General features: G+C 54.1%; 14 protein-coding genes and 1 riboswitch. Of the genes, 11 read left to right on the top strand and 3 right to left on the bottom strand.

Annotation, left to right across the window (positions count from 1 at the left end; genetic code table 11):
• The first annotated feature begins 455 nt into the window (after positions 1 to 455).
• Complete coding sequence (locus tag AC0LWT_RS05275; protein ID WP_474680161.1) at positions 456 to 875, top strand: GNAT family N-acetyltransferase; 420 nt, start codon at positions 456 to 458, stop codon at positions 873 to 875.
• A 145-nt stretch (positions 876 to 1,020) separates the two neighbouring features.
• Here AC0LWT_RS05275 and AC0LWT_RS05280 read toward each other — a convergent pair whose 3' ends face one another.
• Genes AC0LWT_RS05280 through AC0LWT_RS05290 form a run of 3 tightly spaced genes read right to left on the bottom strand, consistent with a single transcriptional unit; the run spans position 1,021 to position 6,800 of the window.
• Positions 1,021 to 3,093, bottom strand: coding sequence for a glycoside hydrolase family 65 (locus AC0LWT_RS05280; protein ID WP_474680162.1), 2,073 nt, complete (start codon positions 3,091 to 3,093; stop codon positions 1,021 to 1,023).
• On the bottom strand, positions 3,090 to 5,762 hold the full coding sequence (locus tag AC0LWT_RS05285; RefSeq protein ID WP_474680163.1) for a family 78 glycoside hydrolase catalytic domain: 2,673 nt from the start codon (positions 5,760 to 5,762) through the stop codon (positions 3,090 to 3,092). Before AC0LWT_RS05285 ends, AC0LWT_RS05280 begins: the two co-directional genes overlap by 4 nt.
• A gap of 21 nt (positions 5,763 to 5,783) precedes the next feature.
• The gene (locus tag AC0LWT_RS05290; RefSeq protein ID WP_474680164.1) at positions 5,784 to 6,800 is read right to left on the bottom strand and encodes a glycoside hydrolase family protein; all 1,017 of its coding nucleotides are present in this window, start codon (positions 6,798 to 6,800) and stop codon (positions 5,784 to 5,786) included.
• A gap of 216 nt (positions 6,801 to 7,016) precedes the next feature.
• Between AC0LWT_RS05290 and AC0LWT_RS05295 the strand changes: the two genes are divergently transcribed.
• From AC0LWT_RS05295 to AC0LWT_RS05340, 10 genes are all read left to right on the top strand, one after another.
• Positions 7,017 to 7,658, top strand: a complete 642-nt coding sequence (locus tag AC0LWT_RS05295) for an SGNH/GDSL hydrolase family protein (protein ID WP_474680165.1) — start codon at positions 7,017 to 7,019, stop codon at positions 7,656 to 7,658.
• Between the two features lie 682 nt (positions 7,659 to 8,340).
• A riboswitch (cyclic di-GMP riboswitch) is annotated at positions 8,341 to 8,452 on the top strand.
• A 55-nt stretch (positions 8,453 to 8,507) separates the two neighbouring features.
• Complete coding sequence (locus tag AC0LWT_RS05300; protein ID WP_474680166.1) at positions 8,508 to 9,809, top strand: S-layer homology domain-containing protein; 1,302 nt, start codon at positions 8,508 to 8,510, stop codon at positions 9,807 to 9,809.
• A gap of 246 nt (positions 9,810 to 10,055) precedes the next feature.
• Positions 10,056 to 11,885, top strand: a complete 1,830-nt coding sequence (locus AC0LWT_RS05305) for a DUF5704 domain-containing protein (RefSeq protein WP_474680167.1) — start codon at positions 10,056 to 10,058, stop codon at positions 11,883 to 11,885.
• A complete protein-coding gene (locus AC0LWT_RS05310) occupies positions 11,882 to 12,898 on the top strand; it encodes a hypothetical protein (protein WP_474680168.1) in 1,017 nt (338 codons plus the stop codon). The genes AC0LWT_RS05305 and AC0LWT_RS05310 overlap by 4 nt, the downstream gene beginning before the upstream one ends.
• An 8-nt stretch (positions 12,899 to 12,906) precedes the next feature.
• On the top strand, positions 12,907 to 13,341 hold the full coding sequence (locus tag AC0LWT_RS05315; protein ID WP_474680169.1) for a hypothetical protein: 435 nt from the start codon (positions 12,907 to 12,909) through the stop codon (positions 13,339 to 13,341).
• Between the two features lie 35 nt (positions 13,342 to 13,376).
• Positions 13,377 to 14,705: a hypothetical protein gene (locus AC0LWT_RS05320; protein WP_474680170.1), complete on the top strand. Its 1,329-nt coding sequence runs from the start codon at positions 13,377 to 13,379 to the stop codon at positions 14,703 to 14,705.
• Between the two features lie 13 nt (positions 14,706 to 14,718).
• The gene (locus AC0LWT_RS05325; RefSeq protein WP_474680171.1) at positions 14,719 to 15,342 is read left to right on the top strand and encodes a pentapeptide repeat-containing protein; all 624 of its coding nucleotides are present in this window, start codon (positions 14,719 to 14,721) and stop codon (positions 15,340 to 15,342) included.
• Between the two features lie 312 nt (positions 15,343 to 15,654).
• The gene (locus tag AC0LWT_RS05330; RefSeq protein ID WP_474680172.1) at positions 15,655 to 16,425 is read left to right on the top strand and encodes an SDR family NAD(P)-dependent oxidoreductase; all 771 of its coding nucleotides are present in this window, start codon (positions 15,655 to 15,657) and stop codon (positions 16,423 to 16,425) included.
• A 19-nt stretch (positions 16,426 to 16,444) separates the two neighbouring features.
• Positions 16,445 to 17,770, top strand: coding sequence for an alpha-L-fucosidase (locus AC0LWT_RS05335; protein ID WP_474680173.1), 1,326 nt, complete (start codon positions 16,445 to 16,447; stop codon positions 17,768 to 17,770).
• Positions 17,767 to 20,514, top strand: coding sequence for a hypothetical protein (locus AC0LWT_RS05340; RefSeq protein WP_474680174.1), 2,748 nt, complete (start codon positions 17,767 to 17,769; stop codon positions 20,512 to 20,514). The genes AC0LWT_RS05335 and AC0LWT_RS05340 overlap by 4 nt, the downstream gene beginning before the upstream one ends.
• Positions 20,515 to 20,526: the final 12 nt, after the last annotated feature.

The raw sequence follows: 20,526 nt of genomic DNA on the forward strand, positions 1-20,526 counted from the left end.
ATTTGTCAAATGGTTTCACAATGCAACCACATCCCTTCTATGTTAATTATCGGCCGAAATTCACAAATATGAAATCATTTTAGCCCATCTCCTCAAAATTGTCGAATAATGGGAGAAGGTAATCCCTTTAATTAAAATGGGTGTAACGTATGAATTTTGACTAAAAAAGGGCCAAATTCGCCTGATAATGGTCTTTTGTTTTTGATTTTGTTTTTTTGTAAATAGTGACAAAGTGGGGAATTCGAAAATAAATCATAATCCTGTAGTCCCGAGTCTATGAGCCGCGAACTAAAGTAAGACAAATAGATGGACAGCGCTTGCTTGTTGATGGTATATTATGGGTTGTTTGCGGTTTCAATGGAGAGGATGTAGGGGACAGATGCGAGGCGGTACTACGGTAGTATAAATTGAAGGGGACTCAGTCTGAAGAATGTACGTTAGAACGGAGTGAAAAAATGGAGCTGCAAATTTCCAGTAGTTTAAATAGTGCTGAAAAGACGTTTATTAGAGATAAAATGATTGAGTTTAATCTGCAGCATTTCCCTGATGATTTAAAAGGCAGGTATCAAGAAGCAAATCTATTTTTGAAGAACGCAGATGGTCAGATTTATGGCGGAATCGTAGGTGAAATTTGTTGGAACTGGTTGGAAGTACACTACTTATTTGTTGATGAGAAGGTGCGTAAATTAGGTTACGGGAAAAGACTTTTGTCTGAAGCTGAAAAAATAGCTAAAGAGAAAAAGTGCGATTTCATAAAACTTGACACTTTAAGCTTCCAAGCTTTAGATTTTTACAAAAAGCAAGGTTTTGAAGTATATGGAGTTATACAAAACGCTGGGGGTCACACGCATTATTATCTAAAGAAAGACCTTTGACTTCTTGTGGAGAACCTGGGTGGCCATTTTAGTAAAAATACTTCAACGACGTTTGCCACGGCGGAATGATTATCTACATAGCGGCAAAAAGACGTACCGTCCAAGTCCATGACAGGACTTTCGGTACGTCTTTTTTGGCTGCATTTTACAACATTTTGGCCAGCCCCTCGTAGTTCACGCACCACGTGCCGTCCTGGGGAAATCCCGGGGCGTGGGCGTCCGGCCCGCCCTGCCAGCCGGCAGCCATCATCGCCGCTGCGGTCAACAGTCCTCCGTTTCCGGGGAGGTAGACGGTTAACGGCTTTCTTTGATAATTGTGGCCGTTCGGCAAAAAGGTGTTGGTGATTTTATTCATCAAAAGGGTGTCCACCGCCAATTGGCCCTCGCCAAGTCTGGCTGCGGTCATGGCCGCCATCGGATAGTCCCAACCCCAGGTCGCATCCCAATCCCATGCGTTCATCACTTCGCGAAGGGTACGGCGCATCGTTTCGGGATCGACTTTAACGCCGGGCAGGACACCTAGCGGCGCTAGCATCGTCGGGTGGTCTTTCGTTCCGCCGCCGCCGCTGAACGTATCGGGAGCTGTCTCTGCGGCTGCGTACAGCCCGTCTGCCGCAGGCAGCTCGCTCAAATGCTCCAGGATGTGATCCCACTTCTCCGTTCGCGGCAGCCCTAGACGTTCTTTCCACGCATTCGCCGTCAATAATCCGAACGCCCAGTAAGACAGTTCGAAGGCGGGATTCATCGTCACCGCATGGTCGTATATTTCTTGCGCAGGGGCGACGGGCGGGCCGAGCACATACCGCCGGCGCCCGGCATCCCATTCGGCGAAGGAGGCCATGAACGCCGCGCTTTCGAAGACGAGCTCGGCGTATTTTTCCAGCAGTTCGCGCCCGCCCTTGATGCTGTACAGCAGCTCGGCGTAATAGATCGGATGCGGCTGCTGCCAGATCAGAAACGGCTCGATGTAGCAGGGCGCGTTGACGCCGTCCGGGGCCGCGCATTTCGGCCAGCGCGCGCCTTCGTAGCCTTGCGAAGCGGCCAGCGCACGGGCTTTGTCCAATATGCCGAAGTACCATTCCAGGCTGTTCTCCATAAGTTCGGTCCGGTTCCAGAGCGCGAAGTGGACGGAATGCCACCAGTGCATTTCCAGATGAAATTTGCCGCCCCAGCTGTTATGGGTAAGGCCGGACTCCGCCGGAGGCAGCGCGCCGGACGATTGGATGGCCGTCACATATTGCGAGAGCACGATTCTGCGCTCCAATTCGTGCGCCCGTTTATCCTTGCTGCCGGCCAGCTCGATGGCGCCGCCTGAATGCCAGAAGCCGGCCCAGTGGCGCTCGCTTGCCGAGCGCACCGCTTCGAACGACGGCAGCTCTTCACCGGCCGGTTCCGGCGTGCAGCGGAATCTCAGCTCCAATTCATCTTGATCCGGGGACGGGGTCAAAAGCAGCAAATGCTTGTCGCCTTCATCGCGCGCCAACGTCCCGTTCGTCCAGGCCGCGTGCATGACATAACCGTCCTGATCGAGCCGGCGGCGAATTTGGACGGAGCGTTCACCTTGCCGCTCGATGTGCGTTTCATGCCGGTCCGGCTTGCCCCAATCGGCGGCGGCGAATTTCCATGTGCCGTAAGGAAAATGGAAGGCAATCTGCAGGCGCCCCTGGCGGATCAGGCCGGATTTGACGCGAACGGCGATCGTATCCTGGCGGGGGTGGCAGACCGTCGTAACTTCGGTTCCGCTTCCCGCCATGGCGAAGCTGCTGCGGATGACGCCCGACCACAGATCGAGAACTTGCCGGATCTCTTCCAAATCTTCATGGGACGTCTCATTTCCGTCCGGCAGCGTCAGCCGGAACCCGATCCTCCCCAAATGAAGCTTGTGCGGATTGAATTTCAGCCATTTGTAGGCATCGCTCGTCTGACCGGGCGGCATATACGGAAAGCCGACGCTTCTCCCGCCGAAGGTAGGGAAATAGGTGAGCGGAAACTTTTCCACAGCATAGCCTTCGGGATTGGGGGAGGTGTGCCAGGCCCAGTTGGCCAAATGGCCCAACGGCACGCCCCCGTCCGCGTAAAGCCCGGGAAACGTCTGCAATCCGGTGGCATCGACGGTAAACGCGTAGTTCCCGTTGCCGACCGACAGGGAGGATAATTTGTCAAATCCGGAAATATGCGGATTATGGCGCCAGACGAGCGCTTTACGGTCTATCTTCATAAGGGCACCACACTTTCAAAACGATACTGGCCCGATCCCGTGCGCACTACGGCATAACCGTGTTCATGCCGGACGATTTCGACAGCTTCGGCGGCTGTAACCGGAACTCCGCTTTCCATCAGCGTTTCCATACGCAATGAAGGAACGTGAATGTCTGCGGTGCAGTTGGCGGGGATGTCCGCGTCCAGCGTCAGCCGGTTCCGTCCGCTGCGCTTCCATGCGACGCGAATGCGTCCGGCGGGCAGGCGGTGTTCGGCGGCGGCTTCTTCAAGGCCGTCAGGCAAAAAAGGCCGAATCCACAGCCTGTAGCTTTCCAGGCCGGGATCGTAGCGGTAGTCAATGCCGGCCAAGCCGCTGTACAGCCATTCCTCCAAATGCCCGAGCATGAAATGGTTTTGCGATTTGCCGACGGTCGGACCGTCCCACGCTTCCGTCAGCGCCGTCGCGCCGTGTACGATTTGGTAGCCGTAGCTGGGATGGCCGGTTTGGCGGGTCATTTCGTAAATGATATCCGAACGGCCGTTTTGCGCCAGCGTGAGGAGCACGTAACGGTGCCCGATGTCGCCTGCGGTCGTATGCCACCCGCGCTGCCGGATATCTTCTATAAGGCGGGAAAGGACGAATTCCTTGTCGAAGGCGTCGGCCAGTCCCAAAACGAGCGGCATCGCGTTGGACGTCTGGCTGCCGGTCGCATACTGCCGCGTATTGCGGTCGAAAAAAGCGGCATTGAACGCCGATTTGATCTGTTCGCGGAGCCGTTCATATTCGGCCGCGTCCTGATGGTTGCCGACGGCCTGTGCGATTTGCGCGAACACATCCGTCATATGGTAAAACATCGCCGTTTCGGTATGCGCAACCGGCGTGTTTTGGACAAAACCGGGAGGATCGTCTCCCGCATCGTACCAATCGCCAAGGCCGCCCGTCACGATCAACCGGTCGGAGCAGGCGGCCACATAATCGACGTAGGCTTTCATCCCGTCGTAGTGCTCCTCCAAAACCCGGCTGTTGCCGTACATGCGCAGCAGGTTCCAGCCTGTAAGCACGTAGGCGGCGCCCCAGGATACGGAATCGCGGAAGCAGCGCCACTTGTCGGAGAAGACGACATATTCCGGCGCCGTCGTCGGCACCATGCCGTCCGGCAGTTGCGCGTCGCGGATGTCTTCCATCGTTTTTACGAACAAAGGCTCGACATCGTAGTTGAAGGCGACGGAAGGGCCCATCAGATGGACTTGCTCCAGCCAGCCGAGCTTTTCCCGATGCGGGCAATCCGTAAAAATGCTTTTCATGTTGCTGAGCACAGCCCGGTTAATGATGTCGTGCGTCCGGTTCAGCATCGCATCCGAGCTGGCGAAGCGGCCGCGAACGTTCGCAGCCGGGTAAATCATCCGGCCTTCGAGTCGGACAAGCAAGGCACCGTCCGCGTCATTGCCGGCACGATCGGCGGGAACCGCGCCTTCGATTTGCACATAGCGGAAGCCGTAGTAGCTGAAGCGGGGCGACCATACTTCCTCCTCGCCGTCTCCGTTCAGGATGTAGGTGAACCGGTACGGGGAGCCGGTCCATTTTTGGTTGGCGGTGCCGTTGTCCTTCAGCAGCTCGGCAGGCGACAAGACGACTTTCGCCCCCTTCGGGCCGCGGACGGCTATTTCCACCCAGCCTGCAAAATTTTGCCCGAAGTCTGCGACGTACACTCCGGGACCCGGCTGCGAGATGCTCGCGGGCAGGAACGTTTCCATTTCCTTCAAGGGGAACGTCGCTTGCGGCTTCAGCTTGCCCGCAGGGGGGGCCGTTTCTTCGGCAGGCTCCCACGCTTCGCCGGAGGCGAAGCCGGGGCGATCCCAGCCCGCTTGCAGGAGCCGCGCGTCGAAATCTTCGCCCCCATACATGCAGGAAAAGACGACCGGCCCCGGCGCGGTGCGCCAGCTTCCATCGCTGGCAATCGTCGAGCTCGTGCCGTCGGTATACGTAATTTCCAATTGGACGATGCATGTGGGCATGCCGAATGAACGCTTGAACTTCGTGTAGCGGCCGCCTGTCACGTTGAAAAATCCGTTCCCCAGCATGACGCCAATCGCATTGGCGCCCTCGTTCAGTGCGCCGGTCACATCGTACACGGAATAAAGGCACGTTTTGTTATAGTCGGTCCATCCCGGCTCCAGCACGCTGTCACCGACTTTATGCCCGTTCAGCCGCAGTTCGTACTGCCCCAAACCGCATATATAGGCTCTGGCCCTCGCCACCGGCTTGTGTACGCGGAATTCGCGCCTGAACAATGGGAGCGGAGCCTGCGCGTTTGCCTGCGGCGCGCTGCTGCGCCCGCCGATCCATCGGGCCGACCAATCGCCCTGGCCGAGCAGCCCCATTTCCCACCAGGATACGGGGCTTTCGGTCATTCGGCCGCCGCTGTCCCAAACCTGAATCCTCCAATAGTAGCGGTTTCGGGATTGGAGGGGAGCGCCGTCGTAGACGATGTGCACGTTGTTTCTGCTTAAGCGTTTGCCGCTGTCCCATACGCTGCCGCCTGCGCTGTCCGTTACGATGATCCGGTAAGCGCTTTGCATTTGCAGGCGTTCGGCCGCCGGCGGGAAGCTCCAGCCGAAAGCCGGGCGGCCGACGCCGACTCCGAGCGGGCAGCGCTTGCTTTCCACATACATTTCATCCACTTGCATCGGTTCCGGTCTCCTTTACAATCACGATGATGTGCCGAAAATCGGCTGTGAAGCGGCGACGCTGATTGTCCTGAACTCTTTGCCGTAGTTTTTGGTCGGATCGCTCTCCCGGTACGGCCGGCAGGAGCAGTAAAAATGATAAAGCACGCCTTGGTGCGTGATGACGGACGGCTTATGGGCAAAAATGGAGTCAATGCTGCCCTCTTCTCCGACCCGGATAATCGGTTCGGGGTATTTGTCCCAATGCAGCAAATCGCCGGAAAGAGCAATGCCTTCCTGCGCCTGCTTGTAATTGTAGCCGAAGTAATACATGACCCACAGGCCGCGGTCGGGGTCGTGCAGCACGCACGGATCGCTGGCGAAGCCGCAGTCCCATTCGTCCGGAGTCACGGGCAGTACAGGATTGCGCTCGTATCTTTGCCATTGCTGCAAGTCCCGGGAGAAGGCGACTCCCGTCTGTTCGATCCATCTGCCTTTATTTTTGTTTTTGGCGTTATAGAACAAATAAAATGTGCCCTCATGCTCAATCAGACATTCTTTATAGAGCCCGCCTTTTTCCCAATCTGCGCCTTCCTCGGGGGTCAAAATCGGATCCGGGCATTTGTGCCACTCCAGCAGCCGCTCGTCCTCCGTCCAGGCAATTCCGATTTTCGCCGAGCCCTCTTCGTACCCGGTTTCGGGATAGGCGTGGTAGACGAGCCAGTATTTGTCGTTCCATTTTTTCAGAACGGGAGGGGCATCGATGCGATTCTCTTTCAAAATCCACGTCCCGGCTATATTGACGGAATCCCAGGCCCCATGCTCGTTGCGCTGTAAAATGACGCTCAGATGCTCCCAGTCGAGCAGGTTTTTGCTGACGGCCAAAGCCGTCTGGTAGCCGATGCCGTCGAATCCGACATACATCATGTAAAACATATCGTTATGCTGAAAAACGAAGGGACAATCCACGGCTCGTTCATCGAAATGGCCGGGTTTACCGGAGCCGGCAAGAACCGGCGCGCCCAATTTGTAAGGCGTCATATAGGGCTGGATTTGCAATGCGGCACGCTCCTTTATTTTCGCTGGCTTTTATCGCGGATATTGCCATTTTCAGCTTACAATTAACCGCTTTCATGCTGTGGGGGGGATTGTATCCGATATATAGGTCGATGCTACCTTCGGCCGCCGGCCGCATTGACTTGGCAGACAACCCGGCGTAGGATGAGGGGGTAAAAAGCCGCCCGTTTGCCGGCGGCAACATGAGGAGGCGTTACCGTGCCGTTTAAAGCCAAGGACAAGATCGTGTTTATCGGCGACAGCATCACTGACAAAGGAAGAAAAAAAGATCCCCTGAAGCTCGGGTCGGGCTATGTTCGCCTGATTCACGATTACTTGACGGCGGCGTACCCGAATCTTTCGCTGAAAATCATAAATGAAGGCGTTTCCGGCAACCGCGTGACCGACCTGGAAAAACGCTGGACGCTCGATGTGCTCGATCACCGGCCGCAGTGGGTATCGGTTTCGATCGGCATCAACGACGTGTGGCGGCAATTGGACTCACCGGATGAGGAGCAGGTGTACCCCGACAAATTCGAAGCGGTATACCGTCACTTGCTGGAACAAACGAAGCAAATACCCGGCTGCCGCCCGATCCTCATGCAGCCTACGGTGATCAAGGAGTACCCGGATGCGACGGGAAACGTGCTGCTGCGCCCTTACGTGGACATCGTCAACCGGCTCGCCGGACAGTTCGACGCGATCCTGGTGCCCACGCATCAAGCGTTTATCGATTTTATCGCGAGTGAAACAGGCAAAGATTCGACTACCGACGGCGTACATATGAACCCGCTCGGGGACATGCTGATGGCCGTGACATGGCTGAAGGCCGTTATGGTGCCTTTTCCCGGAAACAAGTGATTCCGGGAGATTGTGGAATGGTCGGCCGGCTGCCGTCATGCGGTGCAACGCCGCGCGCTGGAAGCTGCGCGGTTTGGGTGGCGTTTGCTGGGGCAGCCAGGGGGGAGCTGATTTGGGGCGCGGTCATTCATGAAGCGGCTGGGTGTTGGCATTGGCACGGCATAGGCGTAGGCACAGCATCGGCATAGGCACAGGCAGCCCGAAAACCTGCAAAAGTGCAGGATTTTTCCATGAAAGTGGCTCGTTTTGGCGAAAAGCCTGCGATTATACAGGAATTTTCGCTTAAACGAGCCTGAGGTCCACGTGTTCGATGAAAAGCCTGCACATTTGCAGGAATTGTTTCATTGCCAGCCTATCAACGAGCAAAAACCTGCACTTTTGCAGGTTTTCTTTGTGTTGCTAGGCAGATGTGCCGCCGGTTCTAGCACGCCAGACCGAAAAGCTGCGTACCATCTTACGACGATGGGGGTGGCTTTTTATTTTGGGCGTGTCGATGAATCTTTTTTTGAAGGTAGCGATCACCTAAAAGCTGTAAAGCTAATTAGCGGGGGGTGTAAAACAAACGCGTTGAGCGCAAGGTATAATTTTTTTTGTGGAAATATGTTAGTTTATGGGTTAATATGGAACTCATATTAAATCTAATGTACTATTTTTATAGTTTTAAATACCTAAGAACCAAGTGGAATTGAAAAGGCAAACCTGTTCGAAAGACAGGGACGCAAAGCCACGGGCCTACTTCTACGGGGTACAAGTCGCTAGACTTCCCTCGGGGAAACGGCAGCCGGGCCGCCAAAGGCAGTTGGTTTTTTATTTTGGGAAAAGTAATTTTTTTACTATGGAGGCATAAAAATGAGAGCCCATTTGATTACATCACTGGCAGTTGTTGCACTACTGGGAAGTTCAATTCCGGATGTCAAAGCTGATTCAACCGCCGCTACGCCAGGCACGAAAACAACAAATGCCACCGGTACGGCTTCTACAGGCAGCTTCAGCGACACAAAAGGGCATTGGGCGGAGACGACCATCGCCGGCGCGGTACAAAAAGGATATGTCGACGGATACCAGGACCACTCCTTCAAACCGAATGCAAAAGTGACGCGCGCCGAGTTTATCAAACTGGTCGATACCGCGCTTCATATTCCAATCTCAGGGGTAACCGAAGGTAATGACTGGTACTTGCCTTACGTTAACGCGGCGACCAACGCGGGGATTTATAAGCGGAGCGATTTTACGAGCGGGGATTGGAACACGCCGATGACGCGTCAAGAAATGGCCAGAACGGCTGTTAGGGCCGCAACCGCCGACAAGAACATTGATGACACGAAGTGGATGTATCTAGCGACCAAAGCCGGTCTGATTACCGATCTAGATGATAGGGGTACGCTCGGGGAAGACCAACCGACGACACGGGCTCAGGCGGTAACGACAATTGAACGCATTTTGACTGTTAAGGGAGGTCATTCGCTGGCCGTCGATGAAAAAGCCGTTGCCAGTGCGGAGCAATCCACGAATGCCCCCAAAGATCCTTGGGGACGCGCGATTCGCACAACAAATCTGCCGTCGAATAGCGGTGATTTCCCTTACATCCTACAGGATATTCCCAATGAAATGTACGAACATAAACATCCGTTTCAGACGGATTTGACCCGTTTTACTGCAAAGGAAATCATCCATGATTCCAGATATTACTCTAGGGATACAGTCGATCGATGGGTTAAACTCGTATCACAGTTTGGCAATCAGATACTGAATGTGGATTACGAGACAATAGACCAAAACTGGGTGGATGCTTTCGTACAAACCGTTAATATTCCGAAGCACGTCAGTGGTGATGCCCAAAAGTATGTCGAGTGGGTGAAGCAAAATCACATTCGAATTGAAGGCACTGTGACACCAGAACCTTCTATCGTTTTTTTCGGCGATAATAAGCATTGGGTACGAAGTATGTTTCGGTTTAGAGTAACCAGTTTTGATGAAAACAAAAATTTGTTTGTCGATATATGGGGGCCGAAAAATATTGAAAAAGACGTGTGGTATATTGGTTATACAGATGTGGCCATTGCGTCAGAAAATTTTGCTTCGCAACTTGCAGAAAAGAAAATAACATCTGATGCTGCATTCTTTGCTTATAAAACCTATCATGCAGAGTAGAAGGCAAATAACCTATGAAAAGAACTACAAAAAAATACATCAATTGTATTTCTTACGGCACTGTTACTAGTGCTTTTGCCATCTTTGTGGACGTATGCCTACCCAGTGTCAATTTATTTGGAGGAAAGTTCACATGATGTAACAATTGACATTACTTCAACTGCTGCCACAACCGGTATTCGGTACCGAATTGTCGGGTGGATGATTCATAGTGCTCCGGCATGTTCAAGTGGCAATTGCAAGCCGATGGATCTAACCGGTACTGTAGTTTATAACAATGCGGCGAATATAACTCAATTTCCGAATACGCCAATCCCTGGCGAACCGGTAAGAACTACCTTTAAATTTGACGGAGCTACGGTCGATCGGGATTTTTTTGACAGCTTTGACTCTGTCCTGCAGCCGGGGCAACCCATCTATTTCAGCGCAATCATGGAATCGTTCAATGCGTCCGACGGGAGCACAAGGCGTGGACCTTTTTATACACTTCAAGAAATTAAACGTGCGGAACCATGGGCCCACCCGGATGATCTTGATGATTATTATGATATACCTGCATCGTATACGCCTTATGAACCTTTAACCGTAGAAAGATATCTGGTTTCAGCAGACGGAACCACGAGAACGCTCATTGATATAGTGAAGACCGAAAATGTGTACCGTTATTTGGAAAGTGTGACTTACAACCTTCCTCCTGTTTATGATCACAATGGACAAACGGTCCCGATTTCAAAATCATATATTTACCCCACGATGGATCCGAGCGACATCAAGTTTCCGCAAGTGATAGGGGATGCTCACTTAACAAACCGAAATATAACGATGAATATCGGCGGTACCACCATTGTTGCCGAATACCGACCGGCGGCAGCCGGTCTAACGGTAAACGTTCCTGCAGGCTGCTTAAGTCCCGGTATGAACGCAACCAAACAATTGACGGCGACTTTAACAAAACCGGACGGGACGACTCAAAATGTTTCCAGCAGCCCGAACACGACATGGTCAAGCTCGAATCCGGCAGCAGCTTCCGTGAACTCAAGCGGATTGGTCACGGCAAGCTCGGCCGGCAGCGCTACGATCACAGCGCGCTATGTCGATCCAGCGGCAGGCATCAATCAAACGGGTACCGCATCGGTGACGGTATCCAGCAGCTGCGGGTCTCCACCCAGGTGCACCCGGCAAATCGGCCCCCCGGCCAAAGGAACGATTAATCAGGACGCCGTCATGAACCCTGCGGCCAGCGGCGTGCTGCGCGCGGATATGCGGGATGCGGAGAGATTCGATGTGCTAAAAGGCATCCCGACTTCAGAAAGCCTCTATGCGAACGTATTGGGGCTGGAGTATTTATTTCAAAATCAATTCGCGAATATGACCGGCGAAGTATCGTATGCGGTTGAAGTTACCAAAACATACGTCTGGACGGAGGGCGGCGGGGAAGGGGTGCCACCGGCCCCTATGAAGGAAACCGTAAACCAAACTATGATCGTCAAACGGCCATATAGTTACTGGCAGATCGACAATTTAGAAGTCTACGGATTAGAGAAGTCCACGATCACGAATTATGCGCTCGGCGGCTATCCCGATGATACGGTTCAGTTGGACCCTCATGGTTATACGGCGCCAACGCTGCAATCGGATAATAACGATGATGTAAAGGCTCATGTTCTCCCCGCTACTTGCAGCGGGGTCAATCTGGGGACAGGCGGTGGCCCGCCACCCGGAGGTACGCCGCCGGAGTTTCAATCGGCGGCGGAGAACGCCGTGGGCCGCAACCAGGTGAACAACGACCTGGTCGTATTTAACGGCGTTACGATTATGGAAAATGCCCGGCACCCCGATCAGGGACAGACGCCGGGAACGATCCCGCAGCCGATGCAAATCGGCCGCGATGTGCTGTACGGCAATGGCTACGTCGTCAGCAATTCGCTCGTCAACCGGGCGGACCAGCCGACGACCGGCACGATCTATTACCCGCTGATCCCGGGGAATATCAAAGGCGGATCGGATAAAACGTATCCGATCGACGGCATCAACCCGGTGACGGTGCATACACCGGTGGTCATGTACCGTCTGTGACCGACGATCAGGCGCACAACGAAAAAGTCGTGCCCACCGCAGGGCGGGCGGCGGTCATTTTGGATCGGCCGTTTACGGTGTTCGTGCCGACGACCGGCCAGCATGACGCGTACCCCGGTTTTGGCGGGTACGGGGTCACGGGCGGTTACGGCGATTACGCCAAGTACACCGCCAACAAGCAAGTCCGCTTCGAGTTCGACGTCTGGAATGCGGACAAGTCGGCGTACATCACGGCCGGCACCTGGGTCGACATTCCGGTGAATCAGCCGGACATGACGTTCATCATGCCGACGTGGATCGACGAAGGCTTCTATACGGTTCATTTCCGGTCGATTGCCATCAATGCGCCTACGGGCTTTACGACACAAACGAGCGCCAATTTCGATTGGCCGAACCATGTGGCCACGAACACGATCCCGGTGGAGGTGATCGGGAGGCTGTACGATTTTCATATCACGGATATCGGCGACTATGATTGGCAGTACGTGTTCCGCACGAGCGACGGCATCTCGCCGACAGGCGTTTCGTACTGGACCGGCACGAACGATATCGACGGAAGCCCGCGGGGCAACAGCTATCCGTACGTGCTGCCGATTCACCCGGGAAGCCACCCGTTTCCGGGCTATGACCATACCGTGTCGATCAAGACCGGGTATCATTTTAAATTCGATTTGAAGACGAAGGGGAACATGTTCGGGCGCCGGGATGGAATTCGGATCACGCCGACCTTTTATTTTGTGAACAAGGATGGAACGGGGCGCATTCCGGTGGATTTATACTACCACGCCTACTCAGAGAAACCGGTGAGGTATTTTGTAAAAATTGGCTCCGCGGACGACAAGCAGCAGCGGCATGTGCTGCTGAACGACACGATGCGTAATGTACCGGGCGAAGAGCTCACTGATACGGCTGCGTATGTGGCGGGCAACTATGGGGTCAGCGACTTTTTGTACGGGCTAAGCGCAAGTCCTGGGTCGGCAATGCGTACGCATGGTTCACATCGCCATGGCTGACGCGGACGATGATCGGACCGAAAACCGGCGTGCCCGGTTCGGTAGATCCGCAGCGGGCGTTGGCTTCGATCCAGCACTGGTATGGCGAGTACAGCTTGCCGGCGGCGCCTTATGTGGTAGCAGTGGGCACGAACATCGCGGAGTACGGGAGAACGCATGGCGGGCTGGACGATCATTCGCCGATCTTTTTGAAGGATGGGTACATCATCGTGAATTTCAACCTGGAGAGCATCAAGAACGCCGATTATGCGAATCCCTTTTTGCGCTATTACCGGCTGCCCGGGGAGAACGTGCCGCTGGACAACCAATGGCAGATGGAAGGATTCAGCAATACGATGATGGATAAATACGGTAACACGTTCACGCTAATGGACGGCGACGTGGCGTTCTATCACGGGGATTTATCCAGTTATGACGATTTTGGCGCAAGGGTAACGCATTAAAAGAGCTGCGGTCCACTAACGAAAGGGGAACCTAGGTGCAAATACGTGTAGACACGTCGACGCTACGGGCCACGGCGAGCGAGCTTCATACGACGATCGGGACGCTGGAGCACATCCAAAGCCAGCTTCGCAGCGCGATGAACGGACTCGCAATGTCCAGCCGCCAGCGGTCCGATGTGGACAGCGGCTACCAATCGATTGACCGGATGCTGCAGGACCTGCGCTACGAATTGCAGCAAATCCAGGACTTCGCTACAAAAAAAGCGAACCAATTCGATGAGGCGGATGGAAAAGGCAAGGCAATCACTGTAGGCGGTGTTCTTTCTTTTGTCAAGAATACCGTCAGCAAAGGGCTGGACTTTCTATCTCCGATTAACAATACCGCGAAGGTGATGTTGGCATTATTTGATCATGTTTATGCAGATATAAGTCAAGCGAATTTGAAGGAACTGGGATTGACAGCACTTGAAGCCTACGCGACAATGGTGAATACGAAAGCCAAGCTGATGGATTATGTAGAAGGAGAAATTGAGGAGTTTTTCCAATCTACAGTGGCGGGCTCATTTCTTCAGGGTGCAGGCAATGCGGCTTTAAGCAATGCGACAATGGGAATAATAGAGAACGAAGCCATCACCGAGCATCCGAAAGCCTATTTGGCGGGGAAGATCGTCGGAGATATCGCTTCTATGGTAGGAGCTGCTGGGGAAGCAACGATAGGCGGAGTGGGTGAGGTCATCGGAACCGCTCTGGACGGCACTTTAGTTGGCGTCGTACCGGGCGTGGCCTTAAATATTGCCGGTGCGGTTGTCATCGGCCATGCCAGCTCCATGGCTTTTCAGGGTGCGAAAAATCTAGGCAAAGATAGCAGCGAATTGGTGCAGAGCTTTAAGAGCGATTCTTCCGGGGGGACGGGGAAAGGTAATAAACCTAACCTCTATGATAAGGATGGGAATTATACTGGAGGAAGAACTCAAGCAAAGTTAGACGAATTGGCACACGATCCGGCTCATGCAGGTTCCACAAGGCAGATTGATATTGATAAAGGAAACCATGAGGCAAGGGTCGGGTTAGAACTAGAGCAGGCAAGAAAACTAGACGGGCCTATAACTAGAGATCCATCTGGAAAGGCGGAATTTATAGATGCCAAAGGGCAAGCGTGGGATGTTAAGTCATTTAATTCAAATTATCCGCCCAAAAAGGGAGGTTATAAACTTTCAAGCGCCATGAGGTCAGTTAATAACTCTCTAAGTGAAGGTGAAAATGTAATACTTGATGTCTCAAATTTAAGTATGGAGAACAAAGCAGAGCTTTTGCGAGAAATTTCAAATCAAGGTTTAATGGATAAAATAGTTGTATGGCCTTAGGAGGTGGTAGTAAATGGATCTATTTACAAAGTTAAAGAAATATACTGAATTTTCAATGGGGCTATCCAAAGAAGTGTGCGAACTTATTTATCATGATACTTCTTTTGATGGAATAGTATTTACGGGATATGATTTGAACAATAGCAGTTTTTTAGAAGTAGTATTTAATAATTGCGACTTTTCAAAAGTATATTTAAGCGGAGCATCGCTATGCGGCAGCACCTTTAATAGCTGCAAATTTTCGGAAAATGTATTTAGGAAAGGTAAGGCTGATTATTCGAGTTTTAATTCAACAGTTCTCAATAACTTAGATTCATTTAGAACTACTTATTATGAATCTCAATTTTACGACGTGAAAGTTTCCCATTCCAAACTTGAGCTAACTTATATGGATGACTCAACATTTTCAGAAGTAGAATTTGAAAACACAGAGTTTCTATCATCAACATTTAATAATTCAACTTTTAAGAATGTAAAATTTACCAATTGTCACTTTGCGAATACGAAATTCCAAAATATCATTGGCTTTGGTGAAGCACATTTTATAAATTCAAGTATTACAATAAATGGAGAGCTGAAAATTGGCTTATCAAGCCACGAGATGAAGACTTTATTAGAATCTAACATTTCTCACTGACTGCTGTACTTTTTGCAACTCCTACAACCGGATGCACAGAACAACCCAAAAAACAAATATTTGAACTTTCAAAGGCTTATTCCAACTTGAATCATGAGTTAGGAGTAGGCCTTTTTTGCATACCCCCGCACTAAAGGCGAAGGATGTAATAATTGGAAGGTGAAGTGCGCCGCCCTATATTTTTGATGAATTCGCCCTATAATCGGCTTCGGACTTTCTTGTAAACTGATCAAGAACTCGATGCCGCCGGTCGCAAGCAGCGCGCAGAAGCTGGGCACGGGTCGTTAGCGGATCGTCAAAGGGGAGAAAAGCATGCGGTTGGAGCGCAAGGTGGCCGTCGTTACCGGCGGGGCTTCGGGGATCGGAGAGGCTGTCGCCAGAAGGTTCGCCGAAGAGGGAGCGAGTGTGGTTATCAATGATATCGCCGAAGATGGGGAACGGGTCGCCCAAGAGATCGTCCAGGCGGGCGGGAGGTGCATGTTCGCCCACGCCGACATACGCGTCGAGTCCAGTGTGATGGATTTGATGGAGGCGGCCGAAGGGCGTTTTGGCGCTCTGCATATTCTCGTAAATAACGCGGGAGTCAGCGGCAGCGCGAACGTCGTGACTTCCGGCGAGGCGGAGTGGGATCATGTGATGAATTTGAATTTGAAAAGCGCATGGTACTGCTGCAAGCACGCGATCCCGATCATGCTGAAGCACGGGGGAGGCAGCATCGTCAATATCGGCTCGACCCATGTGTTCCGCACGCAGAAAAATCATTTTCCGTATCACGCTTCCAAAGCGGGCATGCTGGCGATGGCCCAGGGGATATGCGTCGATTTCGGCGGGCAGGGCATTCGTGCGAATACGGTCAGTCCGGGGTATATCGAAACGCCGATGGCCGAGAACTACATGAGAACTTATCCGAACCGGGAGCAAAAGCGCAGCGCGATGCTGGCGGCTCACCCGCTGGGGCGATTCGGGAAACCGGCGGATGTCGCGAATGCGGCGCTGTTTCTCGCTTCCGATGAGGCCGCATTTATTGCCGGGGCGAATCTCGTCGTGGACGGGGGCCGGTCCGTTTTGCAAGTTTTTGATTAACGAAGGGGGAGAGAGATTGATGTTTGAAGTTGAACCGACGGCCGGAGACAGCGGATGGTTTACGCACGACCGCTTCGGCATGTTCATCCATTGGGGGCTGTATTCGCTGGCGGCGAGGCACGAATGGCTGCAATCCAGAGAGCAATCGAGCGGGGAAAAGTACCGGAGCAAATATATGAACAAATTCGATCCCGACCTGTTCGATCCGGAATTGTGGGCGCAGCTCGCCGCCGGCGCAGGCATGAAGTATGCGGTGGCGACGGCCAAGCACCATGAAGGATTTTGCCTGTGGGACAGTAAGCTGACCGACTACAAGGCGCCGAACGCGCCGGCCGGTCGCGATTTGATCAGGCCGATGGCCGAGGCGTTCCGCAGCCGGGGCTTGAAAATGGGTTTTTATTATTCGCTGCTCGACTGGCATCATCCGCATTATACCGTCGACACGAAGCATCCGCTGCGGTTCGATCCGGAGGCTGCCGGCTCCGAAGAAAGCGGGGCGAAGGACTTTTCCATGTACCGGGAATATTTGTACGGACAAACGAAAGAGCTGCTGACGGAATACGGCAAGGTGGATCTGCTGTTTTATGACTTTTCGTTCCCGGCGGAAAAAGGGCTGCCCGGCAAAGGGAAGGACGATTGGGGCAGCGAGGAGCTGATCAGGCTTGTCCGTTCGCTGCAGCCGGACATTTTGCTGAACGACCGGCTGCAGGTCGGCGGCGATATTACGACTCCGGAGCAATATTTGCCGACCCGTTGGGTGAATATCGACGGCAAGCGCGTCGTCTGGGAGACGCCGCATACGTTCAGCGGTTCGTGGGGGTATTACCGCGATGAGGAATCGTGGAAAAGCGTCGATATGCTGGTCAAAATGCTGATCGATATCGTGAGCAAGGGCGGCAACCTGCTGCTGAACGTCGGCCCGACCGGGCGCGGCGAGTTTGACGAGCGCACGATAGACCGCCTGAAAGGGATCGGCGAATGGATGAAGCGCCACAGCCGTTCCATCTACGGCTGCACGCAAGCGCCGGACGATATCGGGTGTCCGCAGGACTGCCGGTTGACCTACAATCCGGCAAGGAACCGGCTGTACGTTCACGTATACAGCTGGCCTTTTAAAAGCATTCACCTGTACGGCATGGCAGGCCGGGTGGAGTATGCGCAGCTGCTTAATGACGCATCGGAAATCCGGTTCAAGGAAGGCTTCGTGGCAAGCGGCATCGAGAACGGGGCGTATAAAGAGGGCAGAGACGAAGGTACGCTGGTGCTGTCGCTGCCTGTCAAAAAGCCGGATGTGACGGTGCCGGTTATCGAGCTGTTTTTAAAGGAAGGGGGCGGCCCGAGATGAAAGCCGTAACGTTGGGCTGCGACCGCAATCCCGCGCCGCGGGTGGAATACGGCATTTTGCAGCTGAAACAGGCGCTGCAGGATTGCGGCTTCGTGGTGCGGACGGAAGAAGGACAGTGGACGCCGGATAATTACCGGTCGGTACAGGGAGCGCAGGGAACACAGGGTACACAAGGCACACAGGGAACGAAAATTTACATCGGGAACCGGCTGGAGTCCGAATTGCTGCAGCAATTGGAGCGGAGCGAAGTTTTGCTGTACCATACGGAAGCCCCGGAGGGAGAAGGATTTTATTTGGCCTCCTGCCCGGGGGGGCTGCTGGCGGTTTCCGGAGGAAGCGACTCCGGCGCGCTGTATGGCTGTCTGGAGCTCGCGATGCGCATCCGCGCCCTCGGCAAGCTGCCGGGCGATATCGCTTACGGCGATGCGCCGCGCTTTAAACTGCGCGGGCCGGCGATCGGCCTGCAAAAAACGACCGTCGAGCCGCCGCGCCAGACGTATGAGTATCCGCTGACCCCGGCTCGGTTTCCGTGGTTTTACGACCGGGAGTTGTGGCGCGATTTTCTCGATATGATGGTCGGGCAGCGGTGCAATGTCGTTTATTTGTGGTCCGGCCATCCGTTCTCATCCCTGGTAAAGCTGGAGGATTACCCGGAAGCGCTGGAGGTATCGGAAGAGGAATTCGCGCTGAACGCGGAGACGTTCCGCTGGCTCGCGGAAGAAGCGGACCGCCGGGGCATATGGGTCGTGCTGAAATTTTACAACATCCACATCCCGCTGCCGTTCGCCGAAAAGCACGGCTTGAAGCTGCACCAGCCGAAGCCGCTGCCGATTACAAGCGATTACTACCGCAAGTCGATTGCCGCTTTTGTCCGCTCGTTTCCGAATGTGGGGATGATGATTTGTCTCGGTGAGGCGCTGCAGGGGCAAATTTACGGTGTCGAGTGGTTTACCGAAACGATTTTGGCCGGATTGCTGGAAGGGCTGCGGCATTCCGGGGCGAAGGAGAAGCCGCCGATTATTTTGCGCTCCCACGCCATCGAGCCGCAAAAAGTGATTGAAGCCGCGCTGCCGCTGTATCCGAATCTGTACACGGAAGCCAAATATAACGGCGAATCGCTGACCACGTACACGCCGCGAGGCAAATGGCAGGCTATCCACAACCGGCTCGGCTCGCTGCAGACGATTCATATTGTGAATGTGCATATTTTGGCCAATTTGGAGCCTTTCCGCTACGGCGCGCCGTCGTTTATTCAAAAATGCATGCAGGCGGCCCGCTATCGCTTGAAGGCGAACGGGCTTCATTTGTATCCTTTGTTTTTTTGGGATTGGCCGTACGCGCCGGACAGGGCCGAGCCAAGACTCAGGCAGTTGGACCGCGACTGGATCTGGTTTGCGGCCTGGTTTCGCTATGCCTGGAACCCGGACCGCGATCCGGAAGCCGAGCGGCATTACTGGGCGGAAGCGCTGGCTGCGCGGTTCTGGAGCAGGGAGGCGGGCGAGGCGGTTTTGGACGCCTACGAAGCCGCAGGGGAATGCGCGCCCAAATTGCTGCGCAGATTCGGCATTACCGAAGGCAACCGTCAAACGATGAGCCTCGGCATGACGATGAGCCAACTGACGAATCCGGAGCGGCACATGCCGTGGCCGGATTTGTGGGAATCCCAGTCGCCGCAGGGCGAGCGGCTGGAGGAATATGTCGTCCGCGAGCTGAGCGGCGGGACGCATACCGGCGAGACGCCGGCGGATGCGATCGCCGACGCGGAGCGGCACGCCTGCGATGCGGCGGCGGCGATCGAGCGGGCGCAGGCTCACGTCGCCCAGAGCCACGGCGAGTTCGAGCGCCTGACGGGCGACGTGCAGGCGATCCGCCATATGGTGCAGGCGTACGCGCATAAGGTCCGGGCGGCGATCCTCATTTTAACGTATAAGCATACGGTAAAAGGGGCGTATTTCGACCGGCTGGACTTGCTGGAAGAGGCCGCCGTTCATTTGGAGCGCAGCCTGGACAGCTACCGCGAGCTGACGGCGCTCACGGAGCAAACGTATTTGTACGCCAACAGCATGCAGACGCCACAGCGGAAAGTGCCTGTCCGGGGCGGGCTCGAATTCCGGCACTGGACGGATTGCCTGCCTGTCTACGAAACGGAGCTGAACCGTTTCCGGTTTCATTTGGACGAATTGAAGTCCGGCATTTTGCCCGAAGCGCTCAAGCACCGGGAGGAGCCGATCGCCGCCTACCGCGAAGCCCCGTTCACGCTGCATTCCGGGAACGCGGAGACGTACCGCGTGGAGAAGGAGGCGCAGGTGTTCACGGACGGCGATATTCACATTGTCGGCTGCGCGGAGGAATTGCAAGGGCTGACAGGGATACGGTTCAGCCAAATGGAAGCGGGCCGGGGCGGCACGGCGATCGAGCTTGAACTGCATCAGCCTGCGAACGTGCTGATCGGCTATTTCAATTCCAAGGATGAGCAGTGGCTGCAAGTTCCGAGTCTGGAGGAGAACACGCATGCGGACGACCGGGGCGGGTATGCTCCGGTACTGCGCAAAGGTCTGCGCCTGTACGCGTACCCTTCGGTAAATATTCACGCCTTCAGGTATGAAGCCGGGCGGCATACGCTCGATTTTGGCAGGGGAGCTTACTTGATTGCGGGCGTTATCCCCGCCGAACAGGCGCTCCGGCCGCGCGATGTCGAGCATAAAAACGACGGCATCGATACCTTGGACTGGCTGTACGAGTAAAAGTGGAGGGAA

This window comes from Paenibacillus sp. sgz302164 (genome assembly GCF_056120505.1).

Coding starts and splice junctions, on each gene's coding strand:
- AC0LWT_RS05280 (WP_474680162.1), bottom strand. CDS start 3,093: ATGAAGATAGACCGTAAAGCGCTCGTCTGGCGCCATAATCCGCATATT.
- AC0LWT_RS05335 (WP_474680173.1), top strand. CDS start 16,445: ATGTTTGAAGTTGAACCGACGGCCGGAGACAGCGGATGGTTTACGCAC.
- AC0LWT_RS05330 (WP_474680172.1), top strand. CDS start 15,655: ATGCGGTTGGAGCGCAAGGTGGCCGTCGTTACCGGCGGGGCTTCGGGG.
- AC0LWT_RS05340 (WP_474680174.1), top strand. CDS start 17,767: ATGAAAGCCGTAACGTTGGGCTGCGACCGCAATCCCGCGCCGCGGGTG.
- AC0LWT_RS05275 (WP_474680161.1), top strand. CDS start 456: ATGGAGCTGCAAATTTCCAGTAGTTTAAATAGTGCTGAAAAGACGTTT.
- AC0LWT_RS05315 (WP_474680169.1), top strand. CDS start 12,907: ATGATCGGACCGAAAACCGGCGTGCCCGGTTCGGTAGATCCGCAGCGG.
- AC0LWT_RS05300 (WP_474680166.1), top strand. CDS start 8,508: ATGAGAGCCCATTTGATTACATCACTGGCAGTTGTTGCACTACTGGGA.
- AC0LWT_RS05325 (WP_474680171.1), top strand. CDS start 14,719: ATGGATCTATTTACAAAGTTAAAGAAATATACTGAATTTTCAATGGGG.
- AC0LWT_RS05305 (WP_474680167.1), top strand. CDS start 10,056: ATGGATCTAACCGGTACTGTAGTTTATAACAATGCGGCGAATATAACT.
- AC0LWT_RS05285 (WP_474680163.1), bottom strand. CDS start 5,762: ATGCAAGTGGATGAAATGTATGTGGAAAGCAAGCGCTGCCCGCTCGGA.